Origin of the sequence: Vulgatibacter incomptus, assembly GCF_001263175.1 — a bacterium.
GTDB classification, from domain to species: Bacteria; Myxococcota; Myxococcia; order Myxococcales; family Vulgatibacteraceae; genus Vulgatibacter; species Vulgatibacter incomptus.
Genome location: NZ_CP012332.1, coordinates 2,611,857 through 2,632,607 on the forward strand (window position 1 = coordinate 2,611,857; position 20,751 = coordinate 2,632,607).

Below are 20,751 nucleotides of genomic sequence, written 5' to 3' on the forward strand. Positions count from 1 at the left end.
GAGCGAGAGATGGATCGTGGGCCGGGAGCACTCCGACACAATCGCCGGGCGGTCACCGCTATCGCCGCCCTCGTGGCCGCGCTCTTGGCGGCCTGCGGCGGCAACGGTCCCAAGGATCCTTCCGTCGAGGCGTCGGACCGGTACGAGTTCCGGGCCACGGACCACGGCTTCGAGTCGCGAAAGGGGGACGAGCCCTTCCGCGCCTTCTACTCCGCGGGGATCAACTTCGGCCTCGCGGTTCCCGGGACACTGCCGGGCGAGTTCCTGGCGACGAGGGAGCAGATCGCGCGCTGGATCGCCGCCACCGCCGAGCTCGGTCTGAACACCATCCGCATCTACACGGTGCAGAGCCCCGAGTTCTACGAGGAGCTCCGCCGCTGGAACCTCGAGCATCCCAAGATGCCGCTCTTCCTGCTCCAGGGGGCGTGGCTGCGAGAGCCCGAGGACGTTCCCGCGGACTACCTGGGCGAATACGACCGGGTCTGGTTCCGCGACGAGCTCGAGAAGGTCGTGGACGTGGTCTACGGGAACCGGGAGATCCTCCCCGGCGGCCCCGAGCGCCCGCTCAACTGGGGCCGGGCCTTCGGCACCTATACCGCCGACGTCTCGCCTTGGCTCCTGGGCTGGCTCATCGGCCGCGAGGTGGAGCCGCAGACGCTGATGACGACCTACGCGCGCCACGAGAGCGAGCGCGCGTACCACGGGGTCTACTTCACGGTGGAGGATGGCGATCCCTTCGAGGCCTACATCGCCGAGAGCTTCGACTACCTCGTGAGCCACGAGGAGCTCGGCTACGGACGGCGGCACCCGATCGCCTTCTCCAACTGGCCCACGCTGGATCCGCTGGACCACTACACGGAGCCGCCCTACCCCTACTCCTCCGAGGAGATGTTCTCGCTCGACATGAAGAAAGTCGCGGTGAGCCCGAATTTCACCGAGGGAGTCTTCATCTCGTACCACGCGTATCCGTACTACCCGGACTTCATCGTCTACCAGCCGGACTACCAGGTCTCCGACGCACAGGGCTCGAACTCCTACCTCGGATACCTCCGCGATCTGCGCGCGTACTACGAGGGCTACACGGTGGTGATCTCGGAGATCGGCCTGCCGTCGAGCCAGGGATCGGCCAAGCGGATCCCCTCGGGGTTGGATCACGGCGGCCTCGACGAGCGCCAGCAGGGTGCGGGGCTCCTGCGCGCCCTCGGCTCGGTGGTCGACTCCGGCATGGACGGCTTCGCAGTCTTCTCGATCGTGGACGAGTGGTTCAAGCGCGCCTGGATCGTGGATCCGATCGAGCTCCCTGCGGACCGGCGCCACCTCTGGCACAACGCGATGAACCCCGAGCAGAACTTCGGCCTCATCGCCCTTCGCCCCGGGAGCCCCGAGCGCTTCCACTTCGTGGACGGCACCGACGACGGCTGGACCTCAGAGCCCCGCCTCCGGAAGGACGGCGGGCCCGCCGCGCCGCGCGGCGACGGCTACGATTCCATGCGGACCTTGAGGGACCTCACGATCGAGCACGACGAGGGCTATCTCCACCTCCTCCTCCGGGTGGACGACCTCGATCCGATGCGCACCGGCCGGCTCGATTGGTCGAAGGTGAGCTACTGGCTCGCCTTCGACACCGTGGATCCCGAGAGGGGAGACGGCTTCCTCGACCCCGCGAAGACCATCGGCGTGGAGCGCCGGGTGGAGTTCCTCCTCCGCCTGGACGCGGACGGCGCGTCGCTCCTGGTGGACAGGCCCTACGACCTCTACGGCGTCTGGCATGGGCTTCGCGACGAGAGCCAGGCCTGGCGGACCGTCGCCAACGACGACGGGATCTTCCACCCGATGCGGAACCTCACCAACTGGGAGTACGTCTACGAGGGCGAGCAGCTCGGCCCCTTCGTCGACGACGCGATCGGCACGCTGCCCATCGGTCCCGAGTCGGAGAAGAGCGACACGAGCTTCTGGTACTCGCTGGACGAGGGCACGCTGGAGGTCCGGATCCCCTGGAGCCTGCTCTACGTCACGGATCCCTCCCAGAGGCGGGTGGTGGACGACCGGGGCGAGAGCCGCCGCGAGCTCGGCACCTCGGTCACGCCGGAGATCGCCGTCGCCGCCATGAGCCTCTCTCCCGCGGAGTCGCCGATCCTCGTCGACGCGTTTGGCGCGATCCCCACCGAGGATGGCTGGCGGATCCCGGCGTCGGGCTTCGCGCGCTACTCCTGGGAGGGCTGGGACACGGTGACCTTCCACGAGTATCGCAAGGCCTCCTTCGGGATTCTGAAGGACGGCCTGCCCTCTCTGCTGGGCAGGGTCCAACCGCGGTAGACGACACGAAGGGGATCCCATGAAGACGCTGCTCCCGTTGGCTCTCGTTGGAATCATCATCGCCACCGGCTGCCAAGACAGGGCGCCGGGCGGCGACGCCGGCACCGGCGGAAGCGACGGCGGCACCGGCGGAAGTGACGGCGGCACCGGCGGAAGCGACGGCGGCACCGGCGGAAACGACGGCGGCACCGGCGGAAACGACGGCGGCTCCGGAGGAAGCGACGGCGGCTCCGGAGGAAGCGACGGCGGCAGCGGCGGACGCGAGGAGCCGGAGGTCCCGTTCCCCAACCTGATTCCGCCGGCCACCGGCCAAGCGGGTGCGACCGCGCCCGACGGCTGGACCTTCCTCGCGGACGACGGCGTGTTGGGCATGGGCGAGTGGAGCCGGGACGCGGACGGCAGCGTCGTCCTCTACACCGAGGTCTCGGGCGGCTCGCCTGCCGGTCACGCCAGATGGTGGTTCACGCCGATTCGGCTGACGGGCGGGCGCTTCTACGAATACGCCGACGAACACCGCTCCTACGGAAAGAGCCGGCTGATCTGGTCCTGCCAACCCGAAAACGGTGAACGACGGTTCCACTATGCGTGGCAGACCTCCTCGGCGAGCGTCTGGACCCGATCGTCGTTCCGGTTCTATGTGCCCGAGACCTGCGACGTGACGGTGATGAACGTCCTCGACCATCCGGGCTACCTGGAGACCCGCCACCACGAGCTCCGAGAAGTAGCTCCGGCGCCCCTCCCCCGCCCGCTCGTCTCCATCGCTTTCGACGACGGATACGCCTCCAGCGCGACCGTCGCAGCCCCTGCGCTCGAGGCCTTGGGGATGCACGGCTCGTTCTACCTGGTGAACGGCTGGCTCGGGCGGGCCCCCTACCTCGCGGCCGACGCGGCAGCCAGCCTCGCCAGGGCGGGCCACGAGCTCGGCTGTCACTCCGCGAGCCACCCCGTGATGCCCGACGTCCCCGCCGGGCAACTACGAGACGAAATCGAGGGATGCCTCCGCCAGGTCGAGCGTCTCGGTGCGTCGGGAGGCCTCGCCTATCCCTTCGGCGAGTTCGACGAGGTCGTAGAGACCTATGCCAAGACCCAGGCGCGCTACATCCGCACCAGCCTCTCGGGCCTGAACGACGCGACGGTCGATCCCTCCCGGATCCGCATCCTGGCGGTGACGACGGAGACCACGACCGCCGAGATCGAGCAGGCCATCGACTCCGCGGCGGCGACCTCCACCTGGTTGGTGCTCCTCTTCCACGACCTGGGCACTCCGAACGAGTCGGATCCCTACACGACGGACCGCGGGCAATTCGACGAGGTCCTCCGCTACCTGGCCTCCAGTGGGAATCAGGTACTCCCCGTGGGCGAAGCGCTCGACGAGGTCGCCCGCGCGCGCTAGTTTCGGCGGCTTCGAACGGCGCCCCCAGGCGGGCGGAATCGGGAGACCGAAGTGAACGTGAACCCCAACATCCTCGACGCGATCGGCGAGACGCCCCTCGTCAAGCTGAACAAGCTGGTCGGCCCGGACGACGCGACCGTCCTGGTGAAGTGCGAGTACTTGAACCCCGGCGGCGCCATCAAGGATCGGATGGCAGTCCACATCGTAAACAAGGCCGAGCAGGCGGGCCTGCTCAAGCCGGGCGCGACCATCGTGGAGAACACCAGCGGAAACACCGGCGCGGCGCTGGCGATGGTGGCGGCGGTGCGCGGCTACAAGTGCATCTTCACGATGCCCGACAAGATGTCGCAGGAGAAGATCGACACCCTGCGCGCCTTCGGCGCCGAGGTGGTGGTCACGCCGACCAACGTGCCGGCGGACTCTCCCGACTCCTACTACGAGACCGCGAAGCGCATCGCCCGGGAGACCCCGAACAGCTTCTACGTGAACCAGTACCACTCGATGGACAACGTGGAGGCGCACTACCTCTCCACCGGCCCCGAGATCTGGCGGCAGACGGGCGGGAAGATCGACGGCCTCGTGGCGGGCCTCGGCACCGGCGGGACCATGTCCGGGACCGGCAAGTACCTGAAGGAGCAGAACCCCGCGATCCGCAACGTCGGCGTCGATCCGGTGGGCTCGGTCTACTTCTCGTACTTCAAGACCGGCGAGCTCCCCGAGCCCCACACCTACAAGGTGGAGGGGATCGGCGAGGACATGCTCTGCAAGGCGATGGACTTCGGCGTGCTGGACGACGTACGGCAGGTGGACGACGCGATCTGCTTCGAGTACGCCCGCCGCCTCGCCCGCGAGGAAGGGATCTTCGCCGGGGGCTCGTCCGGAGGCGCTGTCTCCGTGGCGCTGAAGCTCGCCCGCGAGCTCGGCAAGGGCAAGACGGTCGTGGCGATCCTGCCCGACGGCGGGAAGAGCTACATCTCGAAGTTCTACTCGGACGCCTGGATGAAGGCGAACGGCTTCAAGATCTGATCGTTGGCGCGCCGCCCGTCACGGCGGGCGAAGCCATGCCGACGGGCTCCTGGATCCACGCGGACCCGGAGCCCGGCAGCCCCCTCCCTGGTCGCGAGCGCCCGGTCTCGAGGCTTCCCCCTGAAACGGGGAACCGCCTCTGGCCGGGCGCTTGTGGTATAAGGGGCCCCTCTCGGCGGGCCCTCGGGCCATCGACCCGAGGGATCCCGAGGCGGCTCCTGCGTCTTCCGCGCCGCCGTTCCTGGCATTGGCGGCGGCCGCAGCCCTCGGAAGGCGCGCCGCCGGGAGACTCGATCCATGGCGTTTCTGGGCGACGGCAAGAAGGGCTTCGACACTCTCGCGATTCACGCGGGGCAGGCGCCCGATCCCACGACCGGCGCGATCATGACGCCGATCTATCTCACCTCGACCTACGCCCAGACGGGCCCCGGCGAGCACAAGGGCTTCGAGTACAGCCGGACGCAGAACCCGACCCGCTTCGCGCTCCAGGATTGCCTCGCCGCCCTCGAGGGGGGGAAGTTCGGCGCCGCGTTCGCCTCCGGGCTCGCCGCCAGCAGCTGCATCCTTCACGGGCTCTCGACCGGCGACCACGTGGTCTGCTCGGACGATCTCTACGGCGGGACCTTCCGCCTCTTCGACAAGGTCTTCCGGCAGCTCGGCCTCGAGTTCACCTACGTGGACATGACCGAGCCGAAGAACGTCGAGGCGGCGATCCGGCCCGGGAAGACCAAGCTCCTCTGGGTGGAGACGCCGACCAACCCGATGCTGAAGCTCGCCGACCTCTCTGCGATCGCCGCGATCTGCAAGAAGGCCGGGGTGATCAGCGTCGCGGACAACACCTTCATGTCGCCGTATTTCCAGCGTCCGCTGGAGCACGGAATCGACGTGGTCGTCCACTCGATGACCAAGTACCTCAACGGCCACTCGGACGTGGTCGGCGGCTGCGTGATCACCTCGAACGAGAAGCTGGCCGAGGGGATCTACTTCCGCCAGAACGCGGTGGGCGCGGTGCTCTCGCCCTTCGACTCCTTCATGGTGCTCCGGGGCCTCAAGACCCTCGGCGTGCGGATGGAGCGGCACCAGCAGAACGCCACGAAGATGGCCGACTTCCTCCTCTCCCACCCCAAGGTGGAGAAGGTGACCTGGCCGGGCCTCGACAGCCATCCCCAGGCTGCGCTCGCGAAGCGGCAGATGAGCGGCTTCGGCGGGATGATGACCTTCGTGGTCAAGGGCGGCCTCCCCGCCGCCGATCGCTTCCTGCGCCGGGTGAAGGTTTTCTCGCTCGCCGAGTCTCTGGGCGGCGTGGAGAGCCTCATCGAGCATCCGGCGATCATGACCCATGCCTCGGTGCCGGCGGAGACCCGCGCGAAGCTCGGGATCTCGGACGGCCTGATCCGGCTGTCCGTCGGCATCGAGGATTCGAAGGACCTGATCGACGACGTCGCCCAGGCCCTGGCGGAGGCATGAAACCATCATGGCCACCTCGCGAAGCGGGAAGTCCGTGGGCGCCACGCCGGGTCGCCGCTCGACGAGTACGGCCGTTGCGGCGAAGACGAGCGTAGCCCGGCCGAGCCCCGCCGAGGCGGCCACGACCGAGGCGTCCACCGCCAAGGCGAAAGCGACCAAGACGGCCGCGAGCAAGTCGGCGCCCCAGGCGGCTGTGTCCAAGGCGACCCCCGCCAAGGCGACGGCGGCGACCAAGGCTGGCACGACCCAGTCGGCCTCCAAGGCGGCTGCGATCCAGCCGGCGACGACCCACGCCGGAACGAGGGCGGGAACAAGGAGCGATCTCGAGTTGAGAGATTCCAGGCCGAGCAGGAACGAGACGAACGGGAAGGCCCAGAGCGGCACCTCGACCCGCGCCAAGCGCCCTTCGGAGCCCTGGTCGCCGCGGGCGATCCCCATTCATCCCATCGATGGACGGCCCCAGGATCCCCGGCTCGCCGCCGCCCTCGCGGCTCGGGAGCGGCGGCACGGCCGAAGCGGCAGGCCCGCCCTCAAGAGCGCGACCCAGGCCATCGCCTTCGTTCGCGAGCGACACCTCGTCCACTCCACGATCCTCTCGGCGCTCCCGAACCTCCTGGACCCCCTCGTCGGCCGGATCTGCACCGACGAGGAGCGCGCCCAGGGGACCTACGCCTCGACGCTCGCGGCCTGGATTCCGGAAATCCACTCGGCGCCGGATCTGCTCGAGGCGCGCCTCTGCTTCGACCAGCCGACGCTGGTCGGCTCGGAGCTCTGGCCGTCGCTCGCGGCGGTGGCGGCGCCCCTCGACGAAGCGGCCCGGAACGGAGGCCTCCTCAGCCACGAGGCGGAAGAGGCTCTGGAGATCCTCGACCGCCGCGGCGTGATGGCGACCGATCGGCTCGCCCGGCTGCTGGACCTGACTCCCGAGAGCTTCGCCAAGGTGCAGGGTGAGCTGGAGAGCCGGCTCATGGCCCTCTCCCGCGGCGACCTGGACGACGAGGATCGGCCGATCACCGTCCTCGAGCCCCTCTCGCGCTGGGCCGAGCGTGCGGTTTCCCTCAAGAAGGGCGACGTCGAGCTCCACCGCGCCTGGACCTTCCTCTTCATCGCCGCGATCCGCTCGGCGGTGGTGCTCTGGCCGGAGGAGATCGAGGCGCTCTACCCCTGGACCGCCAGGGAGCGGGAGGCCGCGATCGCGGAGGCGATGGGGACCGGATCCGTGGTCATCTACGCCGAAGGCTCCACCCAGGCCTACGTGGCCTCTCCCGTTCCCCGGTGATGACGTTTGCCATTGAGGCGGTGGCGCTGCGCAAGCGCTACGGTGGGCTCGGCGGAGGCCGGGAGGCCCTCGCCGGCATCGATCTCCAGGTTCCGCGCGGCTCGGGCTTCGGCCTGATCGGCCTCAACGGCGCGGGCAAGACGACCTTCATCAAATCCCTGCTCTCGGTGGTGCGCCCGACGTCCGGCCACCTCCGCGTGCTCGGAGGCGATCCCTCGGATCCGGCGATCCGCGCCCGGATCGGCTACCTCCCCGAGCGCCTGCAGCTCCCGCATGCTTGGAGGGCGACCGAATTCCTCGCGAGCATCGCGCGGCTCAAGGGCCTTGGCCGTCCGGGGCCCGAGGTCGAGCGGCAGCTCGCCCGGGTCGGCCTCGCAGGCGAAGCGAAGCGGATCGGCGCGTTCTCCAAGGGCATGAAGCAGCGCCTCGGGCTCGCCGCCGCGCTCCTGGGAGGCCCCGAGCTCCTGATCCTCGACGAGCCCACGGACGGCATCGACCCCCTGGGCCGCGCCGAGGTCCGGCGGCTCCTCTCGGAGGAGCTCGCCCGTGGAGCGACGGTCTTCCTGAACTCCCACCTGCTCTCGGAGACCGTCCGGATCTGCGATCGGATCGGGATCCTCGCCAAAGGTCGCCTGGTTCGCGAGGGCAGCCTGGACTCGCTCTGCGGCAGCGGAACGCGGCACCGCCTGCGCTTCGCCGCCGGCGCTGACCGCGAGAGGCTCCTGGACGCGGGCTTCCTGCCGTCGGCGGAGGATGGAGCCTGGAGCTGCGAGGCGGCAGACCCCGAGTCCCTCGGCGCGAGGCTCGACGCCGCCAGGGCGACGGGCGCTCTGCTCCTCGAGCTCGCGCCCGAGCTCCGCGACCTCGAGGACGTCCTCGCGGAAGCGGTGGAGGCGGCCGCTTGAGGTCTGTGGCGAACGTCGCTCTCGACCTGCTGCGAGAGGCGCTCTCGCGCAAGTGGTTCCTCGCCCTCGGCGCGGGCATCACGCTCCTGCTCGCGCTCCTCGCGCTCTCCCTGCGCCTGGAGGTGGCCGACGGCGCCCTCGCCGCGACCCGCCTCTTCGGCACCGACATGGGCGCGACGGACACGGCGATGAAGGCGATCCTCGGGGGCGCCGCCTCGCTGGTCTTCTACGGCGGCGTCGTCTTCGGGATCGTGGCCTGCGCGGACTTCGGCCCGAGCCTCCTCGCGCCAGGCCGCGTGGAGCTGATGCTGGCGCTCCCGATCCGACGATGGGAGCTCCTCGTGGGCACTTGGCTCGGTGTGTTCGCCATCGCTACTTTGGGTGCGCTCTATGGAGCGGGGGGCCTCACCCTCGTCCTCGGCCTGAAAGCGGGGCTGTGGACCCCGGGCCCGCTCCTCGCCAGTCTGCTGGGGAGCGCGACCTTCGCGGGGATCTACGCCGCGATGCTCGCCGCCACGACCTGGGTGCGCAGCGCCGCGGTCTCTGCGGCGGCGGGCTTCGCCGTCTTCTTCGCGGGGATCGTGGCCGGCCACCGCGACGACATCCTCCCTGCGTTCGCCCCGGGGGTGGGCCGCGCGGCCTTCTCCTTCCTCTCCAGCCTCTTTCCGCGGATCTCGTCGCTCGGGAGCGACGCGATAGCCCTCGCCGCCTCGGGCGCCAGCGAGCTCGACGGCCTCGCGTGGCACCTGGGCGGGCTGGCGATCTTCGGGCTCTCCTGCCTCGCCTTCGCGACCTGGCGCTTCGAGGGGAGGGACTTCTGATGAATCGGGGACGCCTCACGTGGCTGGCGGCGGCTCTTTTCCTCCTCGCCGCGGCTGCGTGGCTAGCGTCGCGGGGCGACCCTCCGACCCCGGCGAAGCCACCCCGCACCGTGGAGTTTCCAAAGGAGCTCCGCCCCAGCGAGGTGGAGCGGGTCGCTCGCCGGAGGACCCTGCCGCCACCGGTCGCCCCCGAAGCGAAGGCCGATCGGAAGCCGGAGCCGCAGAGGGATCCCCTCCTCGCCGCCCTCTCCTCGGCGCCGGGCGCGTCCAACGTGGTGCTCGAGGTGAACGCCCTGCGGCACTCGCCCCTCGGAGAGCTCTTCGTCGGCTGCCTCGCGGCCGAGCACGGCGAGGAGCTGAAACGGCTGCAGGACGAGCTGGGCATCGATCCGCTGGAGGACGTGGACCGATTCGCCCTCGGCGGTGAGACGGTGATGATCTCCGGCCACTTCGCCAACGCGAAGTGGGACAAGATCGCCGGCGACTCGGAGTCGAAGCCGATCGGCGAGCGCGGGCGCCTCTTCACGAAGGGGGATGAAGCGGTCGCGATCTGGAACGACGAGCTCGTCATCGCCGGGAAGAGCGTGGAGGCGGTGCAGGAGACCATCGACCGGGTCGAAGGTCGTTCGGAGAGCCCTCCCGCGCTGGACGAGTCTCTCACCTACGGTGAGATCTATGGCCAGCTCTCGGTGGAGTCGATGACCAAGCTACTGGGAACCGATCAGCCGGAGCTCGCCGAGCGCCTGCGCGAAGCGGCGGAGCGGATCGAGCTGCACGTCGACGCGACCGGCGACGTGGCGATCTCCGCGGACGTCCGGGGCGGCAGCGGCCAGGCCCTCGACGATCTCGCGCGCTCGATGAGCGGCGCGATCTCCCTCGCGCGGATCCAGTCCAAGGTCCGCGGCGACGCCGAGCTCTCGCAGCTCCTCGACCTCGCCAACGTCGCGCGGAAGGACGGCCGCTTCACGATCGAGCTTGCGCTACCGCTCGCTCTGCTCCAGAAGCACCTCGCCGATTGCGGGCGGTCGCCCGGGACGGCTTCCGAGAGCGCGGACGATCATCCGTATTGAACGCTCGCGGCGCCGCCGCTTGCGCGAAAGAGCCCATGGATCGCGTGAACATCACCAAGCGAGGCGTGGATCGGCTGCGAGCCGGCCACCCCTGGATCTACCGCAGCGATCTCCTGGGCAACCCCGGCGACTCGATCGAGAGCGGCGCGGCCGTGGAGGTCGCGGACGACAAGGGCCGGCCGCAGGGCACCGCCTTCTACAGCGTGCAGTCGCAGATCGCGCTGCGGATGATCGCCCGCGAGACGGTTGAGCCGGATCGCGCCTTCTTCCGCTCGAAGCTCGCCAGCGCGATCGCCCTGCGCGAGCGGCTCTTCCCCGGCGCCACGGCGCTCCGCCTGGTCCACGGAGAGGCCGATCTCCTCCCGGGCCTCGTGGTGGATCGCTACGGCGACCACCTCTCGATCCAGACGCCGATCCCGGCGACCGAGCGGCGAAAGGAGCTGATCGCCGATCTCCTGGAGGAGCTCCTGAAGCCCGCGGGGATCGTGGAGCGGAACGACGCCCGCTCCCGCCTCCTCGAAGGCCTCGACCAGACGAAGGGGATCCTCCGGGGGAGCTACGAGGGGCCGACGGAGTACCGGGAGGGAGACACGATCCTCTCGGTCGACCTCCTCGAGGGCCAGAAGACCGGCGCCTTCCTCGACCAGCGCGAGAACCACATCAAGGCCGGCGACTACGCAAAGGGGCGCGCCCTCGATCTCTTCTCCTACGCCGGCGGCTTCGCCCTCCAGCTCGCGCGCGGCGCCAAGAGTGTCCGGGCGGTCGAAATCTCCGAGGCAGCCTGCGAGACGATCGGCCGCAACGCGGAGCGCACGGGCCGCGACGTCGATGTGGTCTGCGCCAACGTCTTCGACTGGCTCCGGGACGAGCTCTCCTCCGGCGCCCGGTACGACACCATCGTCCTCGACCCGCCGGCCTTCGCGAAGAGCAAGTCGGCGATCCCCGCCGCCACCCGGGGTTACAAGGAAGTGAACCTCCGTGCCCTGCAGCTCCTCGCGCCGGGCGGCGTGCTGCTCACCTTCACCTGCTCGTACCACGTGGGTCCCGAGGACTTCGAGGCGATCGTGACCGACGCGGCCCGGGACGCGAAGCGCGAGGTCCAGGTGCTCGAGCGCCTCGGCGCCGGCCGCGACCACCCCGTGCTCCTCACCGCCCCCGAGACCCGCTACCTCAAGGGGTTGGTGCTGCGGGCGCCCTGACGAAGGCGGAGCAAACGCGAATGGACGGACGGGTCCCGCTCTTGCGGGGCCGATCCCTTCACACGCTCCGCGACGACACGAGGTCCGGGGGAAGCGCCTCGCGCTCCTCCTGGACCGGGGCCGGGGCAGGCGCCGGCGGAGGCTCAGCCCGCGACGGCTCCGGAGACGGAGGCGCGGCCAGCAACGGCGCGAGCCGCCGCTCCAGCTTGCGGACCCAGGGGCCGACTCCGAGCCCTTCCGCACCGGCCGCCCGTGCGAGCTCGTCCGGGCTGGCGCGTGCGCCCAGCGCGAAGAGGCGCAGGAGCTCCGCGCCGGCCTCTCCGGACGACCACCACCTCTCGCCATGGCGGGATTCGAGCTGCTCCTCGATCGTCGCGGCCAGGATCTCCGCGACGAAGCGCTCGCTTCCAGCAAAGGGCACGCGCGGCTCGAGGTCGGCTGTCGCGTCCGGGGCGATCGGGAAGAGGAAGGCCTGCTCGAGGAGCTCTCGCGAGCGGCCTGCCGCCTTCCCCGCCGCGAGGCCGGAGCGCTCCCGATCGAAGAGGAGATGCGCCGCCGTCCGCCTGGCGAGGAAGAGGCGCCGGAGCGCGCTCCCGGCGAGCTGCGCCTCCGCTTCCGTTACGGTGAGCAGAGTGTGATCCCGGAGCCACGCAGGCGACTCCGTGAGGCCCTCGACCACCCGGGCGAGCCCCTCCACCGAAGCGCGGTTCCCGAGCTGGAGGAGCTCGAAGCCCTCGCCCTCCGCGTGGGCGGCCTGGGCGGCACAGCCCGCCTCGAGGAAGAGGGCGCCCCAATCCGCGGCCGGCGCCGCGCCGAGGACGAGCCGGACATCCGACGGCGGCCTCATCGGGAAGCAGGCCGGATCGGCGCCGCCGTCCGCCGAGGCGCTCTCGCGCCTCACGCCGTCGAAGCCGATGCCGAGCGTTTCGAACGTCGAGAGGATCGCCTCCAGCCCACCGCCATCGCTCGGGTAGCGGGCGTCAAAGGTGACGCCGCGGAAGAGCCTGGGCAGGTCCGGGCGCCGAAGCTCGCCGGGCTCGAGCCCCAGCTCCCGGCGCGCGGCGTTGTCCAGGGCCGAGCGGAACGCCGACCCGGTCGAGTCCAGGAGATCGCCGGCGAGAGTGTTCAGCGCGTCACGATCGACCTGGTGGACAAAGGCGCCCAGCGCGGACGCGTCCCGGTACCCCAGCTTCCTGGCCAGCGCCTCCATCCGCCCATTCCGCTCCCCGAGGGCGGCGGCGATCGGTCGCGTAGCCACGGCGGCGGCAGCTGCGAGCGCGCTCCGCCGTCCGGAGTCGGGTTCGGCGGCGAGGAGCCGCCCGAGCTCCCGTAGGGCGTGGATCTCCCCGCCCGCCTCGAAGCGCGCACCCGCCTCGAGGGACGCGACCCTGGCGTCCAGCTCTTCGAGCTCACGGGCGACCTGCTCGCCAGTGAGGTAGGCCTCGAGCAGGCCCAACGCCTGGCGCCGATCGGGCTCGCGCTCGGCGGTACGTACCCTCCGCACCGACTCGATCGTCTCCTTCGAAAAGAGCGCCGTCTCGGCCGAGACCGCACCCGGCGCAGCGCCTTCGACCCAGGCGCGATGGAGGAGCTCCGCCTGCCGGGTGAGGAGACCCTCCGCCTCGCGGCGGGCATCGACCACGCGCTCGCGATCCTTCTTGGACGGAAGACGAGGTTTGGGCGCGTCGACGGTCAGCGGCTTCGGCTCGGGTGCGACGGTCGCGCAGCCGGCTGCGGCGACGAGGAGGAGCGGGATCCAGGTAGAGGTTTTCAGCATGAACGCGCGACCTTATCCGGTCAGGGCGCTTTGGGCGACATCGGCTTGCCCCTCCAGCGCCATCGCGGATAGGTTCGCGCCGATGAGCCCCACGTCGTCTACGCTCCGCAAGCGCCCCGCCTCCCGGGCGCGGCAGAAGCTCTACTCCCGTATCCGCGCATACTTCGAGGAGGCCGGCTTCGACGAGGTCGAGACGCCCCTTCTCGTCCCGGCCCCCGGCATGGAGCCCCACGTCGACTGCTTCGAGACCCGCTTCGTGCCGGAGATGGGCGCCTCGGGAGACGAGCGCCCCATGTGGCTCCACGGCTCCCCCGAGTTCGCGATGAAGCGGCTCCTCGCCGACGGCTGGCAGCGGATCTTCCAGCTGGGCAAGGTCTTCCGGAACGGCGAGATCGCGAAGAGCCACAACCCCGAGTTCACGATGCTCGAGTTCTACCGCGTGATCCGCGCGGAGGAAGGGCATCGCGCCTACGGGCCGATCCTGAGCGACCTCGAAGAGCTGGGGGCGCGGGGGGCCCAGGCGATCGCGGGCTCGGAGCGCGTGAAGGTCGACGGTGCCGAGGTGGATCTCTCGCCGCCCTGGGATCGACTCTCGGTGAAGGACGCCTTCGCGACCCGTGCCGGGATCGAGCTCCCCATGAACGGCGACGCGGAGCTCCTGCTCGCCCGCGCCCGCGAGCGCGGCTTCGATCCCCCGCCCTCCTGCAAGAGCTTCGACGATCTCTTCTTCACGATCTTCCTCACGGCCATCGAGCCGACCCTGGGCTGGCCCCGCCCCACCTTCCTCGTCGACTGGCCCGCGAGCATGGCCGCCCTGGCGAAGCTCCGCCCGGACGATCCCGACGTGGCGGAGCGCTTCGAGCTCTACATCGCGGGTCGGGAGATCGCGAACGGCTACTACGAGCTGAACGACTCGGCCGAGCAGCGCGCGCGCCTCGTCGCCGAGCAGGAGCTGCGCAGGCGCCTCGGCAAGCGGGTCTATCCCCTCGACGAGCGCTTCATCGAAGCGGTCGGCCGGATGCCCAACTGTGCGGGCGTCGCCGTCGGCGTGGATCGCCTGCTCATGATCCTCGGCGGCTTCGAGTCCATCGACGAGGTCCTGCTCTTTCCCTCCTCGGAGGAGCTATGAGCCATCTGCTCCGGAACACCCTCGCCTATGCGACGATCGCCTCCGCCACCGTGGGCTTCGGCGCGCTCTCCACGGCCCTGAGCGTGCTCAGCCTGGGGAGGAACCACGGCACGAAGGCGGTGGCCAAGGCGTGGGGCCACACGGTGCTCGCGGCCTCCGGGGTGCGGTACGTGGTGCGCGGCCTCGATCGCTTCGATCACGACCGGCAGTTCATCATCGCCTCGAACCACCAGAGCCTCCTCGATCCGCCGATCGTCCTCTGCGCCGCGCCCCAGAAGGTCCGCTTCGTCGCGAAGCGCTCGCTCTTCCACATCCCGATCTTCGGCCAGGCGATCTGGGCCGCGGGGAACGTCCCGATCGATCGGCGGCGGTCCGAGGACGCCACGCGGAGGCTGGAGGAGCTCGGCCGGAGGGTGGGCAAGGATCTCTCGATCCTCTTCTTCCCGGAGGGGACCCGCTCGGTCGACGGCTCCCTCCTCCCCTTCAAGCGCGGCGCGACGATGATGGCCCTCCAGACCGGTCTCGCGCTGCTCCCGGTCGCCGTCGCCGGTACGGCGGCGCTCCTGCCGAAGGGCGCGCGCTCGCTGAAGCCGGGAGTGGTGGGGGTCGCGTTCGGCGAGCCGATCGAGGTCGCCGGCTGCGACCTTCCGGACCGCGAGGCGCTCACCAACGAGCTCCGCACATCGGTCGAGCGCCTGATGGCAGAGGCCGAAGAGGCACGCGTCGGCGCGTGAAGAGATCGGACCCGCGGCGCGGGCCCGATCTCTTCAGCTCGCGCTTCGCGCGAGACCGCCTATTTTCGTTTGCTCCGCCTCCGGCTTCGCCCTAGGCGCTCTAGACGAGCTTGCGGATCCAGGTCTCGCGGTCGCCCGGGAGGAGATCCGCGATCGGCAGCTCGAGCAGCGTGTAGCAGCCCGGGGCCTGGCGGAAGGCGGCTCGAAGGGCCGAGACCATCACCTGGGCGGTGAGGGCCGGGTTCTGGATCCGCATCTCCCAGCGGAACTGCTGGTTGTGCGTCCGGCCGGACGCCCCCTTGCGCTCGAGCACCACCCCGTGTCCCGTGTCGACCAGGGCGGCGACGTCGTCGACGAAGCGGACCCGTGTCTCGTCGTGGGCGAAGTAGGCGTCGCGCAGAATCGCCGCCTCGACCTCGGCGGCGTCGGCGCCTTCCTCGAGCTCGACGTAGACCGCGCGGCGGTGGACGCCCTGCCCCGCCGGCAAGGTCATCGAGAGCGCGCTCTTCACGCCGGGGATCGCCTTCGCGGCCACGGTGTGGCCCATCGACATCCCCGGTCCGAAGTTGGTGTAGGTGAGGCCGCGGGGGGCCATGAGCTCGAGGATCCCGCGGATCATCGAGTCGGTCCCCGGATCCCAGCCCGCCGAGATCACCGCTCGGGTGCCCGCCGACACGGCCACGTCGCCGAGCTCCCGCCGCAGCGCGAGGAGCGGCTCGCCGTGGATGTCGAAGCTGTCGCAGGTGGCGATGCCCTTGGCGAGGAGCTCGCGGGCGACGGCAGGCACGCTACGAGTCGGGCACGCCAGCAGCGCGCCGTCGACCTCGCCGAGCTCGTCGACCCTCGTCGCGAAGGCCACGCCCGGCAGCTCCGCCGGCGCAGGCGCGGCTTCCCGGCGGACCACGCCGGCGAGCTCGAAGTCCGGCGATTCGAGGACCGCATCCAGACAATGGCGGCCCACGTTCCCGTAGCCGACGACAGCGATTCGCTTCTTGGTGCGGGTCACGTGGCGGGCTCCTCGAGGCTCTCGGATCCCGGGTGCGCGCATCGGGATCCCGACGCGCGTTTGTAGCGCGAAGCCGGCAACTTCTGCACGCGCGACCTCGCGCCGAGGATCGCCTTTCGCTTTAGAGCCGCTCGAAGAGATCGTGCAGCGCCCCCGAGGTCAGGCGGGTCACGGTGGTCAGGCGATCGGCGATCTTCCGGAGCTCCCTGGCGCCCCTCTCGAGCTCTCCGCCGCTGGCGGGCCGAGACACGGGATCATCGATCAGCACACCGTAGATGGAGAAGCCGAGCCGCCGCTTCTCCTCCTGGAGCTCCCGGACGAAGGGGCTGCTCAGCGGCGCGCCGCCATCGGTCAGGAAGACGATGTCGCCCCTGGAGAGCCGGACGTCCTGGAGCAGGCAGAGCGCCGCCCGGAGCGGCCCCTCGAAGTCGGTGCCGCCGCCGGGGAAGTGCGTGGCGAAATCCATCACCTGCGCGAGCTCGGCCTCGCGCCTCCCGCCTCTTCCAGGCCCCTTGCTGCGAAGGAGCTCGAAGCGGGCGAGGGGCACGTCGCTTCCGGAGAAGACGATCGCCTCGGCCCGGCGGTTCTGCCTCCGGGCGATCTCGAGGAGCGCCAGCGAGATCCCCTTGGACCAGAGCTCCCTGGGGCCGCGCATGCTGCCCGAGCCGTCCACGCAGACCACCAGCGGACCGCGGCCGCCGCGATCCGAGCCCTGAAGCTCGTACTCGGCGAGGTCGCGCTCGGCGAGCCTTCGAAGGAAATCGAGTCTCCTCGGCCCTTCGCCGATCAGCGAGACGAGCTCGCTCGGCAGCAGGCGGGAGAGCTCGCCTCCCCGTCCCACCCGGAACGTCTCCGTGGGCGCTCGGCGGATCCGCCGCTTGCGCGCCGCCAGCGCTTCGAAGCGGAAGGCGCCCGCGATCGCGGCCAGGCGACGCAGCTTCTCGCTCTCCCGGAGCCTCTCCGCGAGGGCGAGCCGCTCGGCGGCGCCCTCGGGGATTCGGCTGCCCACCGCCTCCGCGAGCTCCTGGACGAGCTCATCGTCCTCGCCCGCCCGAGCCGCGGCGGCCCTCGTCTGCTCCTGCACCATGCCCGAGAACGACGCAGGCAGCTCGTCGAGAGCGCCGTCGAAGCGGCTGCCCAGCTCGTCCTTCTTCTCGCGCTCGCGCTCGAGCTCGCGCCGGAACCGCTCTTCGATCCCGGGGGGAAGGCCCTCCTCCCGAAGCGCGGCGAGGCTCCGCTCGATCTCGCCGATCCGCTCCTCGCTCTTTTCCAGCTCCTTGCCGGCGAGGAGCTCCTCGTCCACGAGGATCTCGCCCTTGCGAACCTCGCCGAGCACCGCCTTGCCGATGGCGAGGGCTGCGGAGGCCGAGCGGACGGAATCCAGGGCGCAGGCGCTGCGCAGCTCGGCGAGCTCCGCGGCCGACTCCACGAAGGAGAGCACCCGGCGATTCCACTCGAGGGAGCGCCGATCGTCGCTCCGGAAGCGGATCACCAGCTTGAAGCAGACCGCGAAGAGGTCCTCCAGGAGCTCGCCGAAGTGCGGGAGCAGCCGGCTCCCCTGCTCCACCAGCACATCGATCGCGAGAACGTCGAGGGCGCGTGCGCGGGCATCGCGGTCGTAGGCGTCGGTCTCGACGAGGTGCGCGTCGTTCATGCTAGTGCCTCGACTCGGCCTCGCGGCTCCCGTCCTCGGCGAGGAGCTGGCGGACCAGCCTGCGGAGCTCCTCCCGCATGGCGCTCACCTTCTCGAGGGCGCGGCCGCGTCCCCTGGCCTCGTCCACGATCGAATCCACCTTGCGCGCGAGGTCGTGGAGCTTGGACAGCGCCTCGACCGAGGCCCTGTCGGCGATCTCCTCGTCTTCGTGCGGCCCCTGGGCGCTCTCGGCGACCTCCCGCGCCTGGAAGAGCAGCTTCTCCACCTCGTCCTCGTGGCCCCGCGAGACGAGGCGCAGCGCCTCCTCCACCGCGCCCTTGTCGTCCGGCTCGGTCCAGAGCACGTGGGACAGGAGCGCGAGGTCGTCCGAGGTCACCTTCGCTCGGCCGTGGATCGCGGCGCGGGCCCGGAGGAGCTCGAGCGAGAGCCGGTAGCGGCGATCCGAGGCCACCACGTCCTTGTCGAAGAGGATCCTGCGCAGGGTGGCGAGGTCCTGGAGGATCTCGCCCGGGACCTCCACGGCGGCGGCGTTCGCCCGCAGCTCGGTGAGCTCGTCGAGGCGAAGGGTCGAGCGGACGGCAGGCGGCCCGGCGCGCAGCATCTGGAGGAAGCGGAAGTCCTCGGCGAGGTATTCGACCTGATAGCGGAGGAGGAAGCGGTCGTAGAGGGCAGAGAGCTCCTCGTCCTCCGGGAGCTCGTTCGCCGCCCCCACCAGGGAGAGCAGCGGGACCTTCGAGGGCCCGTCTCCGCCGTCGAAGCGGCGCTCGTTCAGGATCGTCAGCAGGGTGTTGAGGATCGAGGAGGACGCCTTGAACACCTCGTCCAGGAACGCGATGTGGGCCCGCGGGAGCTTGCCCGCGGTGACGCGCAGATAGCGGTCCTGCTCGAGGCCCTTGAGCGAGATCGGCCCGAAGAGCTCCTCGGTGGTCGTGAATCGCGTGAGCAGCCACTGGAAGTAATCGGCCCCCTCGATCCGCTGGCAGAGCTCGTGTGCGAGCTCGCTCTTCGCGGTGCCGGGAGGACCGAGCAGGAGGACGTGCTGGCCCGCCACGAGGGCACAGAGGAGGCCTTCGATGACGTCGTCCCTCTCGAAGAAGGACGCGGAGAGCTCGCTGCGGATGAGGTCGAGGACGCGCTTCGGCTTCGATTCCATGCCGCCTCTAACCGCCGCAGGCCCGGATCCCATGCCCGCAGCATTGAGGACCGCGCCGGAACAGCCTAGGATTCGTCCCCAATGGCTTCTTCGACCAGTCCCGCCGAGCCCTTCCGGCCACACGTATTCGGGAAGTTCTTCCTCCTCCAGAAGCTCGGAATGGGAGGAATGGCGGAGATCTACCGCGCGAAGATGGCGGGGAGCGGCGGCTTCGAGAAGGAGCTGGTGATCAAGCGGATCCTCCCCGCCCTCTCCTCCGAGTCGCAGTTCGTGCGGATGCTGGTCAACGAGGCCAAGCTCACGGTCGCGCTGACCCACCCCACGATCGCCCAGATCTTCGAGCTCGGGGAGATCGAGGGCCAGTACTTCATCTCGATGGAGCTGGTGGAGGGCGCCACCCTCCACGACCTCATCTTCCTCTCGCGGAAGATGGGCAGGCCCCTGACCATCGAGCAGTCGATGTACCTCTGCATCGAGGTGCTCCGAGGTCTGGAGTACGCGCACAAGCGCACCGATGGTGCAGGCAGGGCCCTCGGCATCGTCCACTGCGACGTCTCGCCGGACAACGTGATGGTCACCTGGGAAGGGGGCGTGAAGCTCCTGGACTTCGGGGTGGCCCGCGCCGCGCAGAGCTCCCTCTCCAACTACAAGGAGGGGACGCTCATGGGGAAGCTCAGCTACGCGTCCCCCGAGCAGGCGGAAGGCGAGCGCTTCGACCACCGCGTCGATCTCTTCGCGGTGGGCGTGATGTTCTACGAGCTCCTCACCGACACCCACCCCTTCGGCCGCGTCCAGACGGTGGAAGCGCTGATCGAGTCGCGCAAGAAGAAGGTGGTCCCTCCGTCCAAGATCCGCGCCGGCCTCCCCGCCGAGATCGACGCCTTCGTGTTGAAGAGCCTCGCACGCTCGGTGGAAAATCGGTTCCAGACGGCCAAGGAGATGGCCGACGAGCTGATGGACGTCCTCTTCCCGACCCCGACCAGCGCCGTCGCCGAGCACCTCTCGGCGTCGATGCGCGACCTCTACCGGGAGCGGATCGAGCGGCAGCAGCGCCTGCGGGCGAACGACTCCCTCCACATCAAGGTGCTCGCCAACGCCCGGTCGAAGACCGGGGAGACGCCGGTCCCCGCCCTTCCGGCGCAGCCAACGGAAGCGACGGCGCCACAGCTTCCGCCAGGCCAGGGCACACGGATCTTCGTCTCGGGACTGTCGGATTCGACCTTCTCCGAGCCGCCTCCGCCCGGCAGCAGGACCCGCACCTCCTCCCGGTCGGTCCCTCGCAGCGTCGCCTCGGGGCCTTTCCGTGGGAGCCCGCGACCGGGCCTCATCGCCGCTGCCGCGGCGGCCGGCCTCGTCGCCGGAGCGGGCTCGGTCGTCGGCTGGCAGCGGAGCCAGCCGCCGGCGCTCGTGGTCCTGAGCGAGCCCGCTGGCGCGGAGGTGCTCTTCGAAGGCGTTCCCCTTGGCCGAACGCCGCTCGTCCTCGACGACTCTCCCGTGCCCCGTGGCGGAGAGGTCGTCGTGCGTCTGTCGGGATACAAGGACGCGGGCGTGCGCCCGGAGGCCGCCAACAGCCTCCTGGCCCGGGCGAAGGTGTCCCTGGAGTCCTCGATCGGCACGTTGCGGGTCGAGTCGCAGCCCCCGGGGGCGCGGGTGACGGTGGACGGCCACTACGTCGGCCTCACGCCGACGGACATCCCGGGCATCGCCACGAACGAGGCCCACCGGGTCGAGCTCGAGCTGCGCGGCTACCAGCAGGACTCCTTCGTCCACTGGCCGCACGATCCGGGGCCCGTGATTATCCGAACCCTCGAGAGGCTCTGAC

At 70.3% G+C, this 20,751-nt stretch carries 15 protein-coding genes and 1 pseudogene; 12 read left to right on the top strand and 4 right to left on the bottom strand.

Translation table 11 applies throughout. The annotated features are described in order from the left end of the window. The first annotated feature begins 9 nt into the window (after positions 1-9). The 9 genes and pseudogenes from AKJ08_RS10865 (at position 10) to AKJ08_RS10905 (ending at position 11,476) form a co-directional block, all read left to right on the top strand. The gene (locus AKJ08_RS10865; RefSeq protein ID WP_050726087.1) at positions 10-2,316 is read left to right on the top strand and encodes a hypothetical protein; all 2,307 of its coding nucleotides are present in this window, start codon (positions 10-12) and stop codon (positions 2,314-2,316) included. A gap of 19 nt (positions 2,317-2,335) precedes the next feature. Next, entirely contained in the window at positions 2,336-3,709 is a 1,374-nt protein-coding gene (locus AKJ08_RS10870) for a polysaccharide deacetylase family protein (RefSeq protein ID WP_050726088.1), read from the top strand. A gap of 51 nt (positions 3,710-3,760) precedes the next feature. Further along, positions 3,761-4,726 (top strand): annotated as a pseudogene (locus tag AKJ08_RS10875) (PLP-dependent cysteine synthase family protein); the annotation flags it as partial. Between the two features lie 306 nt (positions 4,727-5,032). After that, positions 5,033-6,202 (top strand): cystathionine gamma-synthase, encoded by a 1,170-nt coding sequence (locus AKJ08_RS10880; protein ID WP_050726090.1) that lies wholly within the window; start codon positions 5,033-5,035, stop codon positions 6,200-6,202. 7 nt (positions 6,203-6,209) lie between these two features. Beyond that, on the top strand, positions 6,210-7,481 hold the full coding sequence (locus AKJ08_RS10885) for a hypothetical protein (RefSeq protein ID WP_050726091.1): 1,272 nt from the start codon (positions 6,210-6,212) through the stop codon (positions 7,479-7,481). After that, positions 7,481-8,386, top strand: coding sequence for an ABC transporter ATP-binding protein (locus tag AKJ08_RS10890; RefSeq protein ID WP_050727534.1), 906 nt, complete (start codon positions 7,481-7,483; stop codon positions 8,384-8,386). Before AKJ08_RS10885 ends, AKJ08_RS10890 begins: the two co-directional genes overlap by 1 nt. A 5-nt stretch (positions 8,387-8,391) precedes the next feature. Continuing rightward, positions 8,392-9,207, top strand: a complete 816-nt coding sequence (locus AKJ08_RS10895) for an ABC-2 transporter permease (RefSeq protein ID WP_338062191.1) — start codon at positions 8,392-8,394, stop codon at positions 9,205-9,207. Beyond that, positions 9,207-10,277, top strand: a complete 1,071-nt coding sequence (locus AKJ08_RS10900) for a hypothetical protein (RefSeq protein ID WP_050726093.1) — start codon at positions 9,207-9,209, stop codon at positions 10,275-10,277. The genes AKJ08_RS10895 and AKJ08_RS10900 overlap by 1 nt, the downstream gene beginning before the upstream one ends. 35 nt (positions 10,278-10,312) lie before the next feature. After that, positions 10,313-11,476 carry a class I SAM-dependent rRNA methyltransferase gene (locus AKJ08_RS10905; RefSeq protein WP_050727535.1) on the top strand — a complete coding sequence of 388 codons (1,164 nt, stop codon included), beginning with the start codon at positions 10,313-10,315 and terminating at the stop codon, positions 11,474-11,476. Positions 11,477-11,534: 58 nt separating this feature from the next. Here AKJ08_RS10905 and AKJ08_RS10910 read toward each other — a convergent pair whose 3' ends face one another. Further along, positions 11,535-13,253 (bottom strand): flagellar basal body L-ring protein FlgH, encoded by a 1,719-nt coding sequence (locus AKJ08_RS10910; protein ID WP_050726094.1) that lies wholly within the window; start codon positions 13,251-13,253, stop codon positions 11,535-11,537. A gap of 82 nt (positions 13,254-13,335) precedes the next feature. On the opposite strand from AKJ08_RS10910, the gene epmA reads away from it, so the two are divergent. Both epmA and AKJ08_RS10920 read left to right on the top strand, forming a co-directional pair. After that, complete coding sequence (gene epmA / locus AKJ08_RS10915; protein WP_050726095.1) at positions 13,336-14,382, top strand: EF-P lysine aminoacylase EpmA; 1,047 nt, start codon at positions 13,336-13,338, stop codon at positions 14,380-14,382. Then, complete coding sequence (locus AKJ08_RS10920; protein WP_050726096.1) at positions 14,379-15,116, top strand: lysophospholipid acyltransferase family protein; 738 nt, start codon at positions 14,379-14,381, stop codon at positions 15,114-15,116. The genes epmA and AKJ08_RS10920 overlap by 4 nt, the downstream gene beginning before the upstream one ends. 100 nt (positions 15,117-15,216) lie before the next feature. Here the strand turns inward: AKJ08_RS10920 and AKJ08_RS10925 are convergent, their stop codons facing one another. The 3 genes from AKJ08_RS10925 to AKJ08_RS10935 form a co-directional block, all read right to left on the bottom strand. Further along, positions 15,217-16,122: a diaminopimelate dehydrogenase gene (locus tag AKJ08_RS10925; RefSeq protein WP_240475294.1), complete on the bottom strand. Its 906-nt coding sequence runs from the start codon at positions 16,120-16,122 to the stop codon at positions 15,217-15,219. Between the two features lie 121 nt (positions 16,123-16,243). After that, positions 16,244-17,776, bottom strand: coding sequence for a vWA domain-containing protein (locus AKJ08_RS10930; protein ID WP_050726098.1), 1,533 nt, complete (start codon positions 17,774-17,776; stop codon positions 16,244-16,246). Position 17,777: 1 nt separating this feature from the next. Further along, positions 17,778-18,929, bottom strand: coding sequence for an AAA family ATPase (locus AKJ08_RS10935; protein ID WP_050726099.1), 1,152 nt, complete (start codon positions 18,927-18,929; stop codon positions 17,778-17,780). A gap of 81 nt (positions 18,930-19,010) precedes the next feature. Here AKJ08_RS10935 and AKJ08_RS10940 point away from each other — a divergent pair, with 81 nt between their 5' ends. Continuing rightward, a complete protein-coding gene (locus AKJ08_RS10940; RefSeq protein WP_050726100.1) occupies positions 19,011-20,750 on the top strand; it encodes a serine/threonine-protein kinase in 1,740 nt (579 codons plus the stop codon). The last annotated feature ends 1 nt before the right edge of the window (position 20,751 follow it).